This is a genomic window from Bradyrhizobium sp. INPA03-11B (genome assembly GCF_040446015.1).
GTDB classification, from domain to species: domain Bacteria; phylum Pseudomonadota; class Alphaproteobacteria; order Rhizobiales; family Xanthobacteraceae; genus Bradyrhizobium; species Bradyrhizobium macuxiense_A.
This window is the reverse complement of record NZ_JASGSR010000028.1, coordinates 14,251-33,708: the sequence shown is the minus strand read 5'-3', so window position 1 is coordinate 33,708 and position 19,458 is coordinate 14,251. Positions and strand designations below refer to the sequence as shown.

Annotated in this window: 20 protein-coding genes; 14 read left to right on the top strand and 6 right to left on the bottom strand. The window is 64.3% G+C overall.

What is annotated here, in order from left to right; all coding sequences use genetic code 11:
• Positions 1-102: 102 nt before the first annotated feature.
• Positions 103-1,122, bottom strand: coding sequence for a DUF4424 domain-containing protein (locus QMZ05_RS14485; RefSeq protein WP_353701366.1), 1,020 nt, complete (start codon positions 1,120-1,122; stop codon positions 103-105).
• Positions 1,123-1,160: 38 nt separating this feature from the next.
• Positions 1,161-1,601 (bottom strand): hypothetical protein, encoded by a 441-nt coding sequence (locus tag QMZ05_RS14480; RefSeq protein ID WP_353701365.1) that lies wholly within the window; start codon positions 1,599-1,601, stop codon positions 1,161-1,163.
• Between the two features lie 433 nt (positions 1,602-2,034).
• Here QMZ05_RS14480 and QMZ05_RS14475 point away from each other — a divergent pair, with 433 nt between their 5' ends.
• A complete protein-coding gene (locus QMZ05_RS14475; RefSeq protein ID WP_353701364.1) occupies positions 2,035-2,259 on the top strand; it encodes a hypothetical protein in 225 nt (74 codons plus the stop codon).
• 32 nt (positions 2,260-2,291) lie between these two features.
• Here QMZ05_RS14475 and QMZ05_RS14470 read toward each other — a convergent pair whose 3' ends face one another.
• Positions 2,292-3,266, bottom strand: coding sequence for an AraC family transcriptional regulator (locus QMZ05_RS14470; RefSeq protein ID WP_353701363.1), 975 nt, complete (start codon positions 3,264-3,266; stop codon positions 2,292-2,294).
• Between the two features lie 240 nt (positions 3,267-3,506).
• On the opposite strand from QMZ05_RS14470, the gene QMZ05_RS14465 reads away from it, so the two are divergent.
• Entirely contained in the window at positions 3,507-3,908 is a 402-nt protein-coding gene (locus QMZ05_RS14465; protein ID WP_353701362.1) for a hypothetical protein, read from the top strand.
• Here the strand turns inward: QMZ05_RS14465 and QMZ05_RS14460 are convergent.
• The gene (locus tag QMZ05_RS14460) at positions 3,905-4,816 is read right to left on the bottom strand and encodes an AraC family transcriptional regulator (protein WP_353701361.1); all 912 of its coding nucleotides are present in this window, start codon (positions 4,814-4,816) and stop codon (positions 3,905-3,907) included. The two genes, QMZ05_RS14465 and QMZ05_RS14460, sit on opposite strands and share 4 nt — an antisense overlap.
• A gap of 460 nt (positions 4,817-5,276) precedes the next feature.
• Between QMZ05_RS14460 and paaG the strand changes: the two genes are divergently transcribed.
• Entirely contained in the window at positions 5,277-6,068 is a 792-nt protein-coding gene (paaG, locus tag QMZ05_RS14455; RefSeq protein WP_353701360.1) for a 2-(1,2-epoxy-1,2-dihydrophenyl)acetyl-CoA isomerase PaaG, read from the top strand.
• Positions 6,069-6,181: 113 nt separating this feature from the next.
• Positions 6,182-8,206, top strand: a complete 2,025-nt coding sequence (paaZ, locus tag QMZ05_RS14450; protein WP_353701408.1) for a phenylacetic acid degradation bifunctional protein PaaZ — start codon at positions 6,182-6,184, stop codon at positions 8,204-8,206.
• Positions 8,207-8,382: 176 nt separating this feature from the next.
• Here the strand turns inward: paaZ and QMZ05_RS14445 are convergent, their stop codons facing one another.
• Positions 8,383-9,036, bottom strand: coding sequence for a TetR/AcrR family transcriptional regulator (locus QMZ05_RS14445; RefSeq protein WP_353701359.1), 654 nt, complete (start codon positions 9,034-9,036; stop codon positions 8,383-8,385).
• Between the two features lie 206 nt (positions 9,037-9,242).
• Complete coding sequence (locus QMZ05_RS14440) at positions 9,243-10,163, bottom strand: LysR substrate-binding domain-containing protein (RefSeq protein WP_353701358.1); 921 nt, start codon at positions 10,161-10,163, stop codon at positions 9,243-9,245.
• Positions 10,164-10,263: 100 nt separating this feature from the next.
• On the opposite strand from QMZ05_RS14440, the gene QMZ05_RS14435 reads away from it, so the two are divergent.
• The 10 genes from QMZ05_RS14435 to QMZ05_RS14390 all read left to right on the top strand — a co-directional run bounded on the left by QMZ05_RS14435 (position 10,264) and on the right by QMZ05_RS14390 (position 19,370).
• Positions 10,264-11,037 carry an ABC transporter ATP-binding protein gene (locus QMZ05_RS14435; RefSeq protein ID WP_353701357.1) on the top strand — a complete coding sequence of 258 codons (774 nt, stop codon included), beginning with the start codon at positions 10,264-10,266 and terminating at the stop codon, positions 11,035-11,037.
• The gene (locus QMZ05_RS14430) at positions 11,034-11,756 is read left to right on the top strand and encodes an ABC transporter ATP-binding protein (protein ID WP_353701356.1); all 723 of its coding nucleotides are present in this window, start codon (positions 11,034-11,036) and stop codon (positions 11,754-11,756) included. The genes QMZ05_RS14435 and QMZ05_RS14430 overlap by 4 nt, the downstream gene beginning before the upstream one ends.
• A 1-nt stretch (position 11,757) precedes the next feature.
• Positions 11,758-12,672 (top strand): branched-chain amino acid ABC transporter permease, encoded by a 915-nt coding sequence (locus QMZ05_RS14425; RefSeq protein WP_353701355.1) that lies wholly within the window; start codon positions 11,758-11,760, stop codon positions 12,670-12,672.
• A 3-nt stretch (positions 12,673-12,675) separates the two neighbouring features.
• Entirely contained in the window at positions 12,676-13,749 is a 1,074-nt protein-coding gene (locus QMZ05_RS14420; RefSeq protein WP_353701354.1) for a branched-chain amino acid ABC transporter permease, read from the top strand.
• A 31-nt stretch (positions 13,750-13,780) separates the two neighbouring features.
• Positions 13,781-14,968, top strand: coding sequence for an ABC transporter substrate-binding protein (locus QMZ05_RS14415; protein WP_353701353.1), 1,188 nt, complete (start codon positions 13,781-13,783; stop codon positions 14,966-14,968).
• Between the two features lie 91 nt (positions 14,969-15,059).
• Positions 15,060-15,788, top strand: coding sequence for a LamB/YcsF family protein (locus QMZ05_RS14410; protein WP_146987356.1), 729 nt, complete (start codon positions 15,060-15,062; stop codon positions 15,786-15,788).
• Positions 15,789-15,826: 38 nt separating this feature from the next.
• Positions 15,827-16,069, top strand: a complete 243-nt coding sequence (locus QMZ05_RS14405; RefSeq protein WP_353701352.1) for an acetyl-CoA carboxylase — start codon at positions 15,827-15,829, stop codon at positions 16,067-16,069.
• A 14-nt stretch (positions 16,070-16,083) separates the two neighbouring features.
• A complete protein-coding gene (locus tag QMZ05_RS14400; protein ID WP_353701351.1) occupies positions 16,084-17,484 on the top strand; it encodes an acetyl-CoA carboxylase biotin carboxylase subunit in 1,401 nt (466 codons plus the stop codon).
• A gap of 43 nt (positions 17,485-17,527) precedes the next feature.
• Positions 17,528-18,403 (top strand): allophanate hydrolase subunit 1, encoded by an 876-nt coding sequence (locus QMZ05_RS14395; protein ID WP_353701350.1) that lies wholly within the window; start codon positions 17,528-17,530, stop codon positions 18,401-18,403.
• A complete protein-coding gene (locus QMZ05_RS14390) occupies positions 18,393-19,370 on the top strand; it encodes a biotin-dependent carboxyltransferase family protein (protein WP_353701349.1) in 978 nt (325 codons plus the stop codon). The genes QMZ05_RS14395 and QMZ05_RS14390 overlap by 11 nt, the downstream gene beginning before the upstream one ends.
• The last annotated feature ends 88 nt before the right edge of the window (positions 19,371-19,458 follow it).

Sequence of the window (19,458 nt, the reverse complement as noted above, 5' to 3'; positions counted from 1 at the left end):
AAGCGCCTCGGCGATGCGAGGCTCGGACAGATGCGACAGCGATTGGGACGCATGCGACATCACACGACATTGTTCGCCTTCATTGCGTGCTGCTCGCCTGCGCTAATTCGGATTCGGCACGAAGATGACAATCTTCAGATCTCGCGACGGCGTGAAGTTCGTGTGCCGGACTTCGAAGCGGGTCGGTCCGGTCTTCTTGACGCCTTCGGCGCAGAAGCTGACAAAATTGTTGGGCTCGCCCTTGTCGACGGTGAGGTGAAAGTCACCGATCGGCGCCGCCCAATTGGCGCCGGTCGAGAGCACATAGGCAATCGACCGTTCGCTGAACGGGGGATAGGGAGCGCGCCTCGTCGCACGCGCCCGCTCAAGGCTGCGGATCAGGTCGTCGTCGATGCAGTATGACGCGAGAAACGCCGGCGCTTCGGGATTGCTGCGCCAGTTATCGGCACCGATGATGGTCTGCACGGAGCCGCCAACGCTCGGACGATAGGTCTGCTCGAATGTGATTTGCCGGCCGGCAGGGAAGGTCTGCGTCCAGGTATAGGCCGAGCGCAACGTCCAGGTCGGCACCAGATGATCCTGCATCGGACCACCCGAGCCGTAGGTCTCGATCGCGCCGACACCGAGCTTGACGAGCTCGGGCCAGTTCGATTTCGGAAGTTTGTCGAGCAGCTCGCCGGCGGGGCCCCTGATCGGCATCAGCGGAATGCCGAGCTTGCGCAGCAGCGCCGTCTGATCCGCCTCGTTCGCGAGCGCCGTCTGTTCGAGATGTGGCGAGGCCGCCTTGCCGTCGACCGTGACGTGGAAATCGAAGATGTTTTCGGGATCGTCGGTCGGCAGGCCAATATTCTCGTCGCTCTCCTTGCCGGCGATATCGGGCATCGGAAACGCGATCATGATCGTCTTGTCCGCGGCCGAGGTGTTGAGGAATCGGTAGACGATCCGGATCTGCTTCTCGGAGATGAACAGGTCCTCGGAGCGCATCACGATATCAGGGTCGTGCTTGAACCGAAGTCCGCCCGTTTCGAGCGCGGCGGACGTGTCGTTCGCCCGCGCGCACCAGGGCATCAGCATGGCAAGCAGGACTAGAAAAGCCCCTTTGGCTATCGGTGGCATGGTCATTCCCTTCTCTCTTGATTGGAGGAGCAAACTCGCGGCAGTCAGTCGCATCCGTCCTTGACCGGGAAGAAATCGGAGACGTCGACGTGCGTCGTCTCGATCGGCAGCACGACCCAACTGTCCATCTCGAGATGACCGCAAAGCTTTACGACAGCGATCGATTTCCGGCCCTGCCAGGCCGTCACCATGAATCCGATCGGGACAGCACTGCGCTCGAAAACATGCAGCTTGGCAATACCGGCGGCAGCGCCGGCCGCAAGCGAGATCGTGATTTCTCCGGCGCTGGTGCCACCAGGCCGGATCGGCGATTGCCGCGGCGGTCCAAACGAGAGTTCGCTCCCGGCTGAGACCGCGACGGTCTGTTGGAACCCGTTTTCGATCCTGAGCACAGGTTTCGCACCCGCGGCCTCGGTGGCGATCGGCGCTATTCCCGCCAGAAGGCAGAACATCACTGATGCTGATCGAATGAACGAAACCGACATGAGCGCAATCCTACCTAAATGAGTGCGCGCAAAGCCGAACCGGTTCGCTGCGTCGTGATCTTTCTCCGAATCCAGTATCGATGCACGCGCACGCGCGCCGTCGCTGCGAACGATATTGAATGGCAAGTACTCTTCCTGTCGCGATCAGACGGAAGCTACCTTTTATGTGCTTCGCGGATGTGCGGCACGGACCGATGCGACACTGATTTGGACATATGCGACATCGGTCCACGACTTGAATCGAGTTTGTCTCCGCCTGTCGCATGGTCGTCCGACGGCAACGTTGTATGCAGGCCGGCCGCCCGTTAATGATCGCCCGCCTCGGACGCTCCTGTATCGTCGACGACCTTCATAAGGATGGACAAGCGGCATGCGTGGATCATATCGGCGGATATCCCGATCGCTCCTGTTGATCGGAGCAGCACTGATCGTGATGGCCGCTTCGACGCCCGCATCCGAAGTCGCGATCCGTTGGGACGCGAAAAACGCCTACCGCAAATGCGACGGCGCGATCGACGGCAGCATCGCCTGGCCGTCCGAACCAAAGGCGGCATGCGTCGCCATGCTGATGTGCGCGAATGAGAGCCCGCTGTCCGCGGAGCGTTATCAGCGATTGATCGAACAGATCCGGCGGGTGCCGGGCTGCGGCGAGCCGTAGACAGCGGCCGTAGCCCTAAGGCGCGCGTTCCGTCAGATGCGGCGCGGCGCGGTGCGAATGTCCGACGGCGTTGCACCGTAGCGCTGTCGAAACGTGCGGTTAAAGTAGGACAAGTCGCCGAACCCTGCCTCAAACGCAATGGTGCTGATGCTGCGGCCACTGCTGCGCGGATCGCTCAGCAAGCTGTGTGCGCGCACCAGCCGCCGGTCGAGCACAAATTCCGAAAATGTCGTCCCTTCGTCGGCAAACAGCCGCTGAATTTGGCGTGGCGTGATCTTCTGGCGCCTCGCCACAGCAGTCAGGCTGAGGCTGTATTCCCCTATCCTCTCGCCGACGTCAGCCTTGACCGCGGCCAGCCGCGCAGCAGCAAGGCCGCGCCCTTCTGCAACCACTTCCCCGTCCCCGGACGCGCCGATCACCAGCGCCGCAAGGTCGATCACATGGCTGACGACGAGATGTTGCAGCTCCGCGCTCGCCGATCGATAAAGATCGTCGATATCCCGGACATAGTGGGTCAGCAATCGCAACGCGTCGCTTGAGGGCGGCAGCGGACGCATCAGCGCGTCCTCGGGATTGGGCACCAATGGTATCAGCGCCTTGCGCGGCAGTCGCAGACTGATGAGGCGTGATGGCGACGGGTAGGTCATCGTCGCCGTCTCTGCGGTCGCCATCAGAATTGCCTCACCGGCGCCGATTGTCAGCTCCCGACCGCGGTGCGACACCAGCCGACTGCCACTGGCGCCAATCACCAGCAACAGATCGTCACAGCCATCGAGCAGTTCGCGCGTTCGCTCGACCCGCAGGTTGGCGAACGTCCAGAATCCGATCCCGAGCCCGTGCAGCGCAAGCACTCTGGCATCGCTATAGTAAGGGCTGTTGATCAGTGGCGCCGGATCGAGCTTCACCATCATGCGCCCGATCCGTTCGCGAAAATTTGTCAATCGCTCGCGCTCCGCCCAATCCGCGGTCGAGTAGCGAAAATCCGAGACATCCGGCGCGTTTGGCATCATCGGCTCTCTTGGTGCCGCGGCACGGCGCTCGCGGTCTGCGGCTGATTTGTGGCGGCTCCGCAACGCCCGGCTCGATTGTGCACGATGTCGTCTCCGTCCAAATGCATGTCGCATCAGTCCATGCGTCGCGCTTCCGAGACGCCTAAGGGTCGGCCGGCAAGTTGCCAAGGACATGCGGCTTAGGGATTTTCGGGCATGGGACAAGGGATGGCATCGAGTTCACCAACTGGAGGAGTGATGCTCGCATCGAACCTCTTGCGTATCAGCGTCGTCCTCTTTCTCGTCGGGCTTGTCCTCGGCATCGGTATGGGTGTGGCCCAGGATTTCACGCTGGCGCCGGCCCACGCGCATCTCAATCTGCTCGGATTCGTCGCATTGTTCCTTGCCGGGCTTTACTACCATGCGTTTCCTGCCGCGGCCACCGGTCCACTCGCCAGGATACAGGCCTGGCTCTCCGTGATCGGTGCCGTCACCTTTCCGATCGGTATTGCGGCCATCCGGATCGGCGGCCCGGCTTACGAGCCCGTCGTCGTCGTCGGTTCGCTCATCGTGTTCGTGGGAGCTGCCCTGTTTGCCTTGATCGTTTTTCGCGGCGGAGCACGCCGCGATGAGTTGGAATCGAAGATCGATGTCGGCTAGCGCATTCGTGGCGCCGCGCGAATATCCGATGGCGTTGCGCCGTAATGCCGGCGGAAGGTGCGGTTGAAGTAGGAGAGATCGCCAAACCCGACTTCGAACGCAATCGTGCCGATGGTGCTGCCGCTGTGGCGTGGATCGGTCAGCAGATGATGCGCACGCGCCAGGCGCTGACCGAGCACGAACTCCGAGAAGGTCGAACCTGCGCTTTCGAACAGCCTCTGGATATGGCGCGGCGTGAGTTTCATCCGGGCAGCCACCGCGGGCAGAGTGAGGTCGCCGTAGCTGAGATTGTCATTGATGTCGGCCTTGACCGCGGCAAGCCGCGCGGCGGCCAGCCCGCCGTCTTCGGCGGCAACCGCGGCATCCCGGTTCGCGCCGATGATCAGCGCGCCGAGATCGACCAGATGCTTGACGACGGCGCTACGCAGCTCGGGGGTCGCGAGCTGGTAGCTGTCGTCGAGCTCCCTGATATAGAGCGCGAGCAGGCGCATGGCTTCGGTGTTCGCCGGCAACGGACGGATCAGCATGTCTTCGGGATCGCGAACCAGCGGTGCGAGCGCCTTGCGCGGCAGCCTGAGGCCGACGAAGCGGCTCGGCGACATCGGGACAACCATGTTGCCGGCCTCCGCGCTCGACTGCAGCACGGCCTGCCCCGGGCTGAGTTCGATGTCGCGGCCGCGCTGCGAGGCACGGGTGTTGCCGCTCGTGATGATCGTCAGCACCAGGTCGTCGGTACCGTCGAGCAGTTCGCGCGGTCTTGCGATCTTGAGATTGCTGCACGCCCAGGATCCGATGCCGAGCCCGGACAATTCGCGCACATTCGCTTCCGCATGAAACGCGCCGTCGTCGAGCGGCTCGGGATCGAGCTTGACGATCATCCGCCCGATCTGCTCGCGAAAGATCGGCAAGCGATCTCGTTCGCCGAAATGGGCGGTCGAGAATCGAAACCCTGTGAAATCGCCCGACTGCATTGTCATAGGCTCGCCCTCATGGCGGCGGAGGTCGCCGTTGATATGCGGCTGATTTGTGGCGCCGCATACCGCGGCATGGGGGCCATGCAGCGCGGCTGTGAACGTGAACCTTTCACGGGTTCCGCCGATGCCTCGATCTGACAAGTGTCAAGCGTCCGCGCATAAGCATCGCAAATACGCGGGTCCGGCGCAGCGCGCGAAATTGCTCCGATCTCGATGGGTTTGTCGCGCCCGAATTCGCGGCCGGGACTAAGATCGTCCTCGCTCCGATAAGCTCGAAGACGGCCGTCCGCATTGGGGCAGGCATAATTTATAATTGACTGACCGGACGGTCAATAGTAATCCGATCGCAGGTCATGCGACCTCGGTCGTCAGAAACCGAGAACGGGAGGTAATTATGGTCAGCGATCTCGTGTTGACCGATATCCGCGCCGGATATCGCGTCCTGACGCTCAACAGACCCGACCGCCTGAATTCGTTCAGCGCCGATCTGCACGCCGCATTGATGTCCGCGCTGGTCGCGGCAGAACAGGACAAGTCCTGCCGCGCGCTGATCCTGACCGGAGCGGGACGCGGGTTCTGCGCCGGGCAGGATCTTTCGGACGGCGTCTTCACGCCGGGCGAGACGCCCGATCTCGCAGCGCCAATCGAAAAATACTACAACCCGCTGGTGCGCAAGCTGCGCAGCATTCCGATGCCGGTCGTGTGCGCCGTCAACGGCGTGGCCGCAGGAGCCGGCGCGAACGTCGCCCTTGCCTGCGATATCGTGATCGCCGCACGGTCGGCCAAGTTCATTCAGGCCTTTGCGAAGCTTGGCCTCGTCCCGGATTCCGGCGGCACCTGGTTCTTGCCGCGGCTGGTCGGCGGAGCGCGGGCGCGCGCATTGGCCATGCTGGCCGAGCCGATCTCGGCGGAACGGGCGGAGGCATGGGGCATGATCTGGAAGGTGGTCGAGGATACCGAGCTGATGACGCAGGCCCACGCCCTCGCCGCCTCGCTCGCGACGCAGCCGACCGACGGTCTTGCGTTGATCAAGCAGGCGCTCGATGCCTCCGAGACCAACACGCTCGACGCGCAACTCGATCTCGAGCGCGACCTGCAGGGGCGCGCCGGCCGATCGGCGGACTATGCCGAAGGCGTCACCGCCTTTCTCGACAAGCGCGCGCCGCGCTTCATTGGAAGAGCCTAACACCGATTGAACGTTCCGCCCGCAAGGCGAGACGCAACATTGATCACAAGTCAGAGGATTCGACTTCGATGACACAGCCTCAATCCAGCGGCACTCGGACGTCCGACAACATCATGAAGCTCGACTGCTTCGTGCGCGGCAAGTGGTCCGGCGCGGGCGAACCGGCCGCCGAGATCCACAGCGCCGTCACCGGCGACGTGGTGGCGCTCGCGACCAGGAGCGATCTCGACATGCGCGAGATCCTCGCCTATGGCCGCGCGGTCGGCGGCAAGAACCTCCGCAAGCTGTCGTTCCACCAGCGTGCAGGCCTGCTGAAGGCGCTGGCTGACCATCTGGGCCAGCATAAGGACCGGCTCTACAAGCTCTCGCTCCATGCGGGCTCAACCCGCACCGACGCCATGATCGACGTCGATGGCGGCATCGGCACGCTGTTCGCCTATGCCAGCAAGGGACGCCGCGAGCTTCCGAACACCAGATACCTGCTCGACGGCAATGTCGAGGGGCTCTCCAAGGGTGGCGCGTTCGCCGGCCAGCACATCGTCACCCCGTTGCACGGCGTCGCCGTGCATATCAACGCATTCAACTTTCCGTGCTGGGGCATGCTGGAGAAGCTGGCACCCGCGCTGCTCGCCGGCGTTCCCATCGTCACCAAGCCCGCGACCGTCACCTCCTATGTCGCGTACGAGTTGGTGCGGATGATCACCGAATCCGGAGCACTGCCGGACGGCGCGCTCCAGTTCATCGTCGGATCGACCGGCGATCTGTTCGACCACCTCACCTGCCAGGACGTGGTGTCGTTCACGGGCTCGGCTGATACCTCGCAGAAGCTGCAACGGCATCCGGTCGTTGCGCGCGAAGCTGTCCGGTTCATCGCCGAGCGCGACTCACTGAATGCAGCGATTCTCGCGCCGGACGCCGTGCCGGGAAGCCCGGAGTTCGATCTCTTCGTCAAGGAAGTGGCAAAGGAGATGACGGTCAAGACCGGGCAGAAATGCACCGCGATCCGCCGCGCACTGGCGCCGTCAACACAGCTCGATGCCGTGATCACCGCCTTGCGCGACCGCCTGGCAAAGGTCGTGATCGGCAATCCCGAAAGCGACAAGGTCAGGATGGGGCCGCTGGTCGGCCTCGCCCAGCGCAGCGATGTGCTTGCTCATGTCGCAAAGCTCCGCACCGAGGCCGAGCTGGTGGCCGGCGATCCCGACAACTTCACGCTGGTCGACGCCGATGTGAAGCGCGGCGCCTTCGTTCCGCCGCTGCTGCTGCATTGCGCGAAGCCTTTCGCCGCAACCGCGGTGCATGAGATCGAGGCGTTCGGACCGGTCTGCGCCGTGATGGGCTATGTCGATCTGGACCAGGCCGTCGCACTGACCAATCGCGGCGGCGGCAGCCTGGTTGCATCGGTCTACACCCACGATATCCCGACGGCGACCGAACTCACCTTCGGCATCGGCAGCTTCCACGGCCGTGTCGCGATCATCGACCGCGACTGCGCGACCGAGCACACCGGGCACGGCTCACCGATGCCGCAGATGGTTCACGGTGGCCCGGGTCGCGCCGGCGGCGGCGAGGAACTGGGCGGCGTCCGCAGCCTGCAGCACTACATGCAGCGCACCGCGTTGCAGGGCTCACCTCGCATGCTGAGCGGCGTCACCGGCCGCTGGTTCAAGGGCAGTCCGATGCTCGAGGGTGACCTGCACCCGTTCCGCTATCACTACGACGATCTGGAGATCGGCCGCACGCTGGTCTCGAAGGCGCGTCAGATCACGCTCGACGACATCGAGCACTTCGCGCATTTCACCGGCGACACCTTCTACGCCCACATGGACGAGGAAGCGACCAAGGGGCATCCGTTCTTCCCGGGCCGCGTCGCGCATGGCTATTTGCTGCTGTCGTTCGCGGCCGGCCTGTTCGTCGATCCCGACTATGGTCCGGTGCTGGCGAATTACGGCCTCGACTCGCTGCGTTTCGTGAAGCCGGTGCAGCCGGGCGAACAGATCCAGGTGCGGCTGACCGCGAAAGAGAAGACGCCGCGCAACAAGCAGTATGGCGAGGTGCGCTGGGACGTCGAGATCACGACCGGGACCGGCGAGACCGCGGCGACCTACGAGCTGCTGACGATGAACGCGATGCGATAGCCGCTGCGCTCCCTCTCCCCGTTCTTACGGGGAGAGGGTTGGGGTGAGGGGCCGCCTCCGCATAGACGGTGACAGCTGCGCTCGCGGAGACTCCCCCTCACCCGGATCACATTACGCTTCGCTCCATGCGATCCGACCTCTCCCCGCACGCGGGGCGAGGTGAAGCTAAGCCTGCTTCAAAGTAGCTCCGCCTGCCGGCTTCGGCCGGCGGGCTTTGCCTTGCCGCGCGGCCGGGCGGTGGCGGCATCGCCTGCACCAGCCAGCACCAGCTGCGCGACGAAGTCGGCGTATTCGGCGCGGGTCATCGGCCCGCCTTCGCGAAACCACATATAGTGCCAGTTCAGCATGCCGAAGACGCTCATCGTCAGCGGCTTGAGCACGCGCTTCTGCTTTGCCGCCGGCACCGCCGCAGCGAGCGCATCCGACATGATCCCGACCAGGATGCGCTCGCTCGCAAGCAGCGGCTGCTGCTTGTCCTTCGGCAGCAGTTTGAGACTTGCGATCTGGACCTGATGCTCGGCGTCGGCATGCCGGTAGAGCTCGAGCAGGGTGGCAACGATCGTCCTGAAGCGCTCGACCGGATCGCCGGCCGACGCGCTCGCCTTGCGAACCGCCGTCACCAGCGTCTCGAGATGCGACGACAGGATATCGAACAGGATCGCTTCCTTGTCGGGGTAATAGTGATAGAGCAGTGCCTTCGAGACCCCGCACGCATCCGCGATCGTATTCATCGACGTGCCGACATATCCCGATGCGGCAAACAGCTCGGCCGCGCGATGCAGCATCGAGAGGCGCTTGTCGTCGTAGTCCTTGGCGCGCGATCGGGCCATGTCGTTCCGTTCCACCGGCCGCCGTCCGGCCATCGTCAGAAGCTGTCAATCGACGGCAAAGTTCCAAAACGCCGCCCTGCCTCGGGCGGGCCGCATCCGAACCACCTTTTATTGACCATCCGGTCGAACAATTCCATCGCTGAGTTGGAATGGCGCCCTGTCTTGCGGACACGCCGTGCGCACGCTCGATGCTGCCGTCCGGGACGTCAGTCGGGCTTGAACGGCTCCGATCCCGGATAGGAATGGGCGACGAACTCGCAGAAGGCGCGGGCCGCCGGCGAAAGCGCAGCGTTGCCCTTCCAGGCCAGCCCGACATCCATGGTGTGGACGTCGTCATCAAGTGTCTTGAGGTCGATGCGATGTCCCTCGAGCGACCAGGGACGGTAGACCATGTCCGACAGGATGGTGATGCCCATCCCGGTCGCGACCATGCTGCGCACCGCTTCCACCGACAGGGTGCGGAAGATGACGTTGGGGACGTACGCCGTGTGCTGCCAGTAACGCATCGCGGAGCGTTCGGCCTCATCGACGGTCAGCATCAGATACGGTTCGCTCGCCAGATCCGCCAGTTTGATGCTGTCCTTGCGCAGCAACGGATGATTGACGCAGGTCCATAGCCGCCGCGGCGAGCGCAGCAGCAGCCGCGAGCGAATGGAGTGCCGGTCATGCAGGTTCGCGATCAGCATGATCGCCGCATCGACGCTGCCGCTGATCAGGCTCTGCTCAATCGCATCGCGTTGAAACTCGTGCAGCCGGACCGTGATGCCCGGAAAGGTTCGCCAGAACCGCGTCAGCAGCGGCGGCAGGAAATATCCGGCAACGGTGTAGCTCACGGCCACATCGACGGTGCCGTCGACCTGCGTTCCCCAGCGATGCGGGCCCCGTGTCGCATCCGACACGCTCGCCTCGATCGCGCGGGCGCGCTGCAGGAATTCGTGGCCGTCGAAGGTCAGCGTCACGCCGTTGGAATGGCGGTCGAACAATTTGCGGCCGAGCTCGGCCTCGAGCGCCTTGATCGACGAGGTGACCGCCGACTGCGTCACGTTCAAAGCCGCCGCAGCCGCGGACACGCGTCCGCTCTCTGCCGTCGCGATGAAATGCCGGACCTGACGGAACGTCAGAGACATAAAAATTTCCGATATCAGCGAACGATATTTCGAATTTTACAATCCCGCGACGGAACGGAAAAATCAATCCGTCGGTTCTGGGTGAGAAGGCGTTGGGATGATGTCCGCTGGTTTGGAATTGGTCGCGCGCGGGGTCAGCGTCCAATTCGAAGGCCTGAAAGCGCTGTCCGACGTTACACTGGCCGTGCCGCGCGGGCGTATCGTCGGACTGATTGGCCCCAATGGTGCCGGCAAAACCACCCTTATTAATGTGTTGACCGGCTTCCAGCCGGTCGGCGCCGGCACCGTGGAGCTGGAAGGCGAAACGCTCAACGGCATTGCAGCGCACATGCTGCGACGCAAAGGCGTGGCGCGGACCTTCCAGTCAGGCCGCCTTTTCCGCGACCTGCCCGTCATGGACAACCTGGAAGTGACGGGCGTCGGCCTCGGCCAAAGCCGGCCCGACGCGATCAGCGAGGCCGAACGGGTGATGGCCTGGCTCGGCATTTCGCATCTTGCCAACACCATCGCCGGCGCGCTGCCCTATACGGACGAGCGCCGTGTCGCGATCGGCCGCGCCATCATGTGCACGCCGCGCTATCTGCTGCTCGACGAGCCGGCGGCCGGCATGTCGGAGCATGAGAGCCACGAGCTTGCCGCGATCATTCGCCGGATCGCGAGCGAGCTCAATGTCGGCGTGCTGCTGATCGAGCACAATATCGGCCTCGTGCTCGAGCTCTGCGAACGGATATTCGTGCTCGATTCCGGCGAAATCATCGAGGTCGGCACGCCGGCCCAGATCCGCGACAGCGACGCGGTGCGGCATGCCTATATGGGCACGCAGCGCGATGAATTGCTGCCACCGCTCGCAGCCGATGCGGCCGTCGCGTCATGACCGCGCTCGTCGTCGACGACATCACGGTCAGCTATGGGCGCCTCACGGCACTCCGCGGCGTGACGTTGACGGTCGACGAAGGCGAAATCCTGTTCGTGACCGGCCCGAACGGCGCCGGCAAGTCGACGCTGCTGAACGCCATCGCGGGCGTCGTGCCGCCCGCCTCCGGCTCGATCACGATCGACGGCGCTGGGATCACAGGCGCCGCGCCCGAAGATATCGCCCGGCGTGGATTTTCGCTGGTGCCTGAGGGACGGAACGTCTTTGGCGCGCTGACGATCGAGGAGAACCTGAAGGTCGGCACCGGCATGCGCGCCGACCGCAGGAAGATCGCCGACGACCTCGGTCAGGTCTACGAGGAATTCCCGATGCTGGCCGAGCGCCGCCACACTCCGGCGGGCATGCTCTCCGGCGGCCAGCAGCAGATGCTGGTGATCGGCCGCGCGCTGATGGCCGCGCCCCGCATCATGGCCATCGACGAGCCGTCGCTCGGCCTCGCGCCCAAGATCATCGACCAGGTCTACGAGATCCTGATGCGGCTGCGGGCACAGCGCAAGCTCACGCTCCTGATCGTCGAGCAAAGTTCGACACGCGCCATGATGACGGGCGGGCGGATGGTCCTGATCCGCGGCGGGCGCATCGTGCTCGAAGGCCCCGCAGCCGACATGGTCCGGGACGATCGCCTGAAGCAGAGCTATTTCGGCTTCGGAGATCATTGAAATGCGCGAGCTGCTCCAGATCATCTTCGACGCGCTGAGCCTCGGCAGCCTCTATGCGCTCGGTGCGCTCGGCATCGCCCTGATCTTCGGCGTGATGCGGCTGGTCAACTTCGCCCATGGCGACTTCATCGCCTTCTGCGTGTTCGCCATGCTGTGGCCCTCGATCGACGCGGCGGCGGTGGTATTCGCTGGCCAGCTGCCGTTCTTTCTCCTGATCCCGCTGCTGCTCCTGACCGGCGCCGCGCTGTCGATCCTGTCGGAGATCGTCGTCTTCCGGCGTTTCCGCAACGCCAATCCGGCGACGATGATGATCGCGTCCTTCGCGCTCGGATTCGTCATCCGGCATCTGCTGCTGATGCTGTTCTCCAGCCGGCCGAAGTCGATCACGCTGTGGCCGAGCCTCGGCCTGCCGGTCGAATTCCTCGGCGCCCACATCCCGATGCTGCAGGTCGTGACCATCATCATCACGCTGGCCGTGCTGGTGATCCTCGTGCTGTTCCTGAAGCGCACGCGCTACGGGCTCGAGATGCGCGCGGCGGCCGATAATTTCACCATGGCGCGCATGCTCGGCGTCCGCGCCAACGGCGTGATCCTGCTGGCCTTCGCCATCAGCGGCATGCTGGCGGCGGCGATCGGCCTGATCCTGGCTACCAATTCCGGCACCGCCGACATCGGCATGGGCGCCAACGTGATGCTGATCGCGTTCATCGCGACCGTGATCGGCGGCCTCGGCAGCATTCCCGGCGCGGTTGCCGCCGGTTTCCTGATCGGCGCGGCCAGCGTCGTGTTCCAGGCGACCCTGCCGCACGACGCCCGCGTGTTCCGCGACGCGTTCGTCTACGGCGCCGTCATCGTCGTCCTTCTGGTGCGGCCGCAGGGCCTGTTTGCACCGAAATCCGCCAAGCAGAGGGTCTGATCGATGTCGCAGCGGCCGTCCGTCATCCGGCAAACGATCATCACGCCGATCGTGCTGATCGTGGCGCTGCTCATCATGGCCGCCCTCAGCTATCAGTTCGGCAGCCGGGCCTTCAACCGCACCGTGGTCGAGATGTTCATCAACATCATGGTGGTGGTCGGGCTCTACGTCTTCGTCGGCAATTCGGGCCTCCTGTCGTTCGGCCATATCAGCTTCATGTGCCTCGGCGCCTACATGACCGCCTGGCTCACGATTCCGCCGGTCATGAAGTCGATCACGCTCAAGGGCCTCCCGGCGTGGCTGCTCCATGCGCAGCTGCCGATGTGGGTGGCGACGCCGATCTCCGGAATATTTGCCGCCTTGTTCGCGCTGATCGTCGGCCGCGTCATCATGCGCCTGTCAGGCATTGCTGCCTCGATCGCGACCTTCGGCCTGCTCGGTGTCATCAACAACGTCTATTCGAACTGGGATTCGGTGACGGGCGGACAAGGCTCGATCGTCGGCATTCCGCCCACCATGAACGTCTGGACCGGATGGATCGGCGGCGCCGTGGCGATCGCGATCGCCTATCTCTATTCGATCTCGCGCTCGGGACTGGCGCTGCGCGCCACCCGTGACGAGGCGGTCGCAGCCAGCGCCTCCGGCATCGACATCGTCCGCGAGCGGCTGATCGCCTTCGTCGTCAGCGCCTTCATCATCGGGCTCGCCGGCGCGCTGTACGCGCACTTCCTGAGCATCGTCAATCCCGGCGCATTCTATCTGCGGACCACCTTCATCACGCTGTCGATGCTGGTGGTCGGCGGCATGTACAGCCTCAGCGGCGCGGTCTCGGGCGTGGTCGCGATCTCGGTGCTGATCGAGCTGTTCCGCGATCTCGAGAAGGGCATCAGCCTTGGCGGGCATACCGTCGGCCTGCCGAACGGTGTCCAGGAGATCGCGATCGGCATCATCACCATCGTGATCCTGATGTACCTGCCGACCGGATTGACCCGCAACCGGGAGTTCTCCTGGCGCCGATGGCCGCTGCAGCGGCGCCTGCCTCGCCCGGTCCAGACCGCACTGAAGGAACTGCACTGACGCTCGTTTTGTAAAATTGGAGGAGTGGCATATGCGCTTGACGACATTACTCGGCATTCTGGCCGGAGCATCCACGCTCTGGTTCGCGCCGGCCCAGGCGGCCGACGAGATCGTGGTTGGTTTTGCGACCGCGGCATCCGGATTCATGCAGGCCTATGACAAGCCGGCGCAGGACGCTGCGCTGATCCGGATCGAGGAGATCAACAAGGCCGGCGGCCTGCTCGGCAAGAAGCTCAAGCCGGTGTTTGCCGACACCAAGACCGATCAGGCCGAAGGCGCCAAGGCCGGCCTTGCGGTGCTCGACCAGGGCGCAGACCTTGTGATCGTCTCCTGCGACTACGATTTCGGCGCGCCCGCGGCGCTGCAGGCGCAGGCCGCCGGCAAGGTTTCGTTCTTCCTCTGTGCCGAATCGATCAAGGCCGGAATTCCCGGCGTCGGCCCGTTCTCGTTCTCGGCCTCGGTGCTGGCACCGGTGCAGGGCGCGACCATGTCGGAATGGGCGTACACCAAGAAGAACGCGCGCAGCTTCTATCGGCTGCTCGACAGCTGGACCGTCTACAACAAGGGCATCTGCGACGGCTTCGACTGGATGCTGCCGCGCCTGAAGGAGGCCAAGCTGGTCGGCAGCGACACCTTCAAGAACGACGACGCCTCGATCGCGTCGCAGATCACGCGGATCAAGAGCCTGCCGAAGGAACCCGACGCTATCATGCTCTGCACGATGATGCCGGGCGCCGTCTCCGCCATCAAGCAGATCCGCGCCGCCGGCATCAAGTCGATGATCCTCAACGGCTCGGGCGTCGACGGCAGCTACTGGATGAACGCCGTTCCGGATCTGTCGAACTTCTACGTTCCGGTTCAGGGCTCGGTCTATGGCGACGATCCGAACGTGAAGGTCAACGAGTTCAACAAGAAGTACAAGGAAGTCACCGGCGGTGACCCGTCCAGCCAATACGTCTATCCGGGCTATGTCCTGATCGACGTCTGGGCCAAGGCGGTCGAGCGCGCCAAGTCGACCGACGCAGCGGCGGTCGTCGCCGAGCTCGAGAAGATGAACAACGAGCCCACGCTGTTCGGGCCGCGCACCTTCACCACGGACATCCACCACCAGAACCAGGGCCGTTACCTGATCGTCGACACCGAGGCCGGCAAGCCGAAAGTGATCGACCAGTGGACGATCTCGGAAAAGATCCCGCTCGACTATCTGGTGTCCAAGTAACCCGGCAATGCGCCGCCCTGGGTGCGCCACACGTACGCAGGGCGGCCTCGCCGCCGGTTCTCTACAAAGCCTGTTGGAAGGAAATCAGGAGATGGTCGTGATCAACTGCGACATGGGCGAGGCCTACGGCCTCTACAAGATGGGCGACGACAGGGCGTTGATGCCGCATATCGACGTCGCTAACGTCGCCTGCGGCTTTCATGCCTCCGACTTCAATCACATGCGCAAGACGGTGCAGCTCGCCAGGGAGTTCGGCGTCAAGGTCGGCGCGCACCCCTCGCTGCCGGATCTGCAGGGATTTGGCCGCAGGGAGATGAAGATCAGCCGCGAGGAGCTGACCAACTGCCTGCTCTACCAGATCGGCGCCCTCAAGGCGTTCCTGGATGCCGAAGGCATGCCGCTCAATCATATCAAGCCGCATGGTGCGCTCTACGGCATGGCGTCGCGCAACGAGGACATCGCCGAAGCGGTGGCTGACGCCGCTGACGTCTACAAGGTGCCGCTGCTCGGCATGAAGGGAACGCTGCACCAGCAGGTCTATGAGCGCCGCGGTCATGCCTTTGTCGCCGAGTACTATGCCGACCTCGACTACAACGCCGACGGCAGCCTGATCATCACGCGCGAGCACGAAGCGAAGGATCCGGCCGACGCCGCGACCCGATGCGCAAGAGCCGTGAACGAGGGCAAGACGCGCACGGTGGCGGGAAATGACATCGTGGTCGGCGCCGATTCGATCTGCATTCACTCCGACACGCCGAACGCCGTCGCCATCGCGGAAGCCGTGCGCGAAGCGGTTCGTCCCTATCTCACCCCGCGCTGAGCCGGCGCGGCAAGAAACCAACGATCCAAGAGGAAACCATGGCAACGCAGCAGATCTTCTCGCCGCTCCCGGGCATCTTTTACCGCAAGCCCGCGCCCGACAAGCCTGACTACAAGAACGACGGCGACGTCGTCGCGGAGAGCGACACGATCGGGCTCATCGAGGTGATGAAATCATTCAATGAAGTGAAGGCCGGCGCCGCCGGCACGATCGTTCGATTCCTGGCCGAGAATGAGGATGCGGTGATGGCCGGCCAGCCGATCGCCGAAATCGACGTTTGAGCGCCCGACCAGCCATGGCGATCAAGAAGCTCCTCATAGCCAATCGCGGCGAGATCGCGGTGCGCATCATCCGCGCCGCGCGCGATCTCGGCATTGCGACCGTCCAGGTCTACAGCAAGGCCGACAAGGACTCGCTCGCGGTCAGGCTCGCCGACGAGGCGATCGATATCGGTCCGCCGCAGGCGTCGAAATCCTATCTCAACCAGGCGGCGATCCTTGCCGCGGCGCAGGCCACTGGCGCCGATGCCATCCATCCCGGCTACGGCTTCCTCGCCGAGAATGCCGAATTCGCGGCCGCCGTCGAAGCGGCCGGATTGATCTTCGTCGGCCCGACCGCGCAATCGATCCGGCTGATGGGCGACAAGGTCGCGGCGCGCGAGGCGGCCGCCTCGGCCGGCGTGCCGACCGTCCCCGGCAGCGAGGGGCGGCTGGAGTCGGCGGAAGCGGCCTTCGCGCTGGTCGAGAAAACCGGCTTCCCTGTCATGATCAAGGCCGCCGCCGGCGGCGGCGGACGCGGCATTCGCATCGCGCGGTCCGCCGAGGAATTCCATCATCTGATGCCGCAGGCCCAGGCCGAGGCGCTTGCGGCCTTCGGCGATGGCGGGCTCTATGTCGAGAAGCTGATCGAGGGCGCACGGCACATCGAGGTCCAGGTGCTCGGCGATGGACGCGACGTGATCCATTGCTTCGAGCGCGAATGCTCGTTGCAGCGGCGCCGCCAGAAGGTCTGGGAAGAGGCTCCCTCGCCCTCGCTCACCCAGGCCGTGCGCGATAAGCTCTGCACGTCGGCCGTGGCGCTGGCCAAGGCGGTCAATTACCGCGGCGCCGGGACGCTCGAATATCTCTACGACGACAGGACCGGTGAATTCTACTTCCTGGAGATGAACACCCGGATCCAGGTCGAGCATCCCGTCACCGAAATGGTCACCGGCATCGACCTCGTGCGCGAGATGATCCGGATCGCCGGCGGCGAGCCCTTGCGCATTCGCCAGGACGAGGTGCGCGTCGGCGGCCATTCGATCGAGGTCCGCATCAACGCCGAGGATCCCGCCAGGAATTTCCTGCCCAATCCCGGCACGGTGAACGCACTCAGCGTACCCGGCGGCGACGGTGTGCGCTTCGACAGCATGCTCTATCAGGGCTACACCGTGCCGCCGTTCTACGACAGCCTGCTCGGCAAGCTGATCGTGCACGACAAGGACCGGCCGAGCGCCATCAGGCGGCTCGAGCGCGCGCTGGCCGAGCTCAGCGTCGAGGGCATTTTCACGACAAAGCCCCTGCATCAGGCGCTGGCGCGCGACGCCGACGTCAAGGCCGGACGCTTCCATACGGCATGGCTCGAACCATGGTTGGAGTCCCATGCCGCAGCCCTTGCCACCGCTCAACCGCCATCGGTCGTGAAGGTCGCACCATGACGACGAAACAATCCGCCCCGTCAGCAACAGGAGGCCGCTAGTCATGCAAACCCGATTTTCCTTCGGCGGCGACGAGCACATTTTCGCCGAGGTCGGCGAGGCGATGTCGCTCGAGGCCTTTTTCAAGAGCCTCTTCATCACCAACGCGGTGCGCGACGCGAAGATCAAGGGCGTCACCGAGATCTGTCCGGCAAACGCCTCCTATCAGGTCAAGTTCGATCCCGACCAGATCAAGCCGGACGATCTCCTCGCCGAGCTGAAGCGGCTGGATTCCGCATCGGAGAAATCGGAGCCGGTGATCAAGACGCGGATCATCGAGATTCCCGTGCTCTACAACGACCCCTGGACGCACGAGACCTTGATGCGCTTCCGCGAGCGCCATCAGGATCCAAACGGAACCGATCTCGAATACGCGGCGCGCATCAACGGCCTCGACAGCGTCGACGCCTTCATCAAGGCGCATTCCAGCGCGCCCTGGTTCGTTTCGATGGTCGGCTTCGTCGCCGGCCTGCCGTTCCTCTACCAGATGGTCGAGCGCAAGCGGCAGCTTCAGGCGCCCAAATATCTGCGCCCGCGCACCGACACGCCGAAGCTGACCGTCGGACATGGCGGCTGTTTCAGCTGCATCTACTCGGTGCGCGGCGCCGGCGGCTATCAGATGTTCGGCATCACGCCGATGCCGATCTACGATCCCAACCAGAACATCAGCTATCTGCGCGACTTCATGTGTCTGTTCAGGCCGGGCGACATCGTGAAGTGGAAGCCGATCGACCGGGCGGCCTATGATGCAGCGGTCGCCGACGTCGACGCCGGCCGGTTTGCGCCGGTGATCCGCGACGTCTCGTTCTCGCTGACCGAGTTCAACCGCGACGTTGATGCCTACAACGCCAAGCTCGATGGAGTCCTCCATGGCCGTTAAGGTTTTGAAGCCGGGTCTTGCGACCACTGTCCAGGATCTCGGACGTCCGGGCTATTATCACATCGGCATCCCGCTCTCCGGCGGCATGGACCGTCACGCGCTCGCGGCCGCCAATCTGCTGGTCGGCAACGAGGCAGGCGCAGCCGTGCTCGAAGCCGTGTTCATGGGACCCGAGCTCGAATTCACCGAGGACGCCATCGTCGCGGTCACCGGTGCGGAGCTGCCGCCGAAGCTCGACGGCGAGCCGCGCGAAACCTGGACCAGCTTCAGGGTTAAGCGCGGCCAGATCCTCTCCTTCGACTTCCTCAAGCAGGGCGCACGCGGTTACATCGCGGTTGCCGGCGGCATCGACGTGCCCGTCGTTCTCGGCTCGCGCTCGACCTACGCGCTCGGCGCACTCGGCGGCTTCAAGGGCCGCAAGCTCGAGGCCGGCGACGAATTGCCCATCGGCCGCGCCGCCGCGACAGGCAAGAACGGACGCAGCGTTGCCAAGGAATTGCGCGGGCAACCGGCGGGAATGCCGACCGAGCTGCGCGCGATGCCCGGGCTCTACTGGCACCGCATCACCGAGGCGGCCGGCAACGGCTTCTTCTCCGACACCTGGAAGGTTGCACCGGAGGCGGACCGAATCGGCTACCGCTTCAAAGGCGGCAAACCGCTCGAATTCGTTCCACGCGAACCGCCGTTCGGCGCCGGCTCCGACCCGTCCAACATCACCGACGCCTGCTATCCCTACGGCTCGATCCAGGTTCCCGGCGGCACCGAGCCGATCGTGCTGCATCGTGATGCAGTCTCCGGCGGCGGCTACTTCATGGTCGGGACCGTCATCGCCGCGGACATGGACCTGATCGGCCAGCTGCAGCCCAACACGCCGGTGAAGTTCGTCAAGGTCGACATGAATCAGGCGCTTGCGGCCCGCAAGAGCCGGTCGGAACTGCTCGGCAGGCTGCACAGCGCCCTGGCGTGATCGTCGCCGGGCCGCCCTATCCGTCAGTGATACCCCGGCCGGTGCCATCGGTCGGGGTATCGTGCCTGAGGTCGACATCACCGCGAGA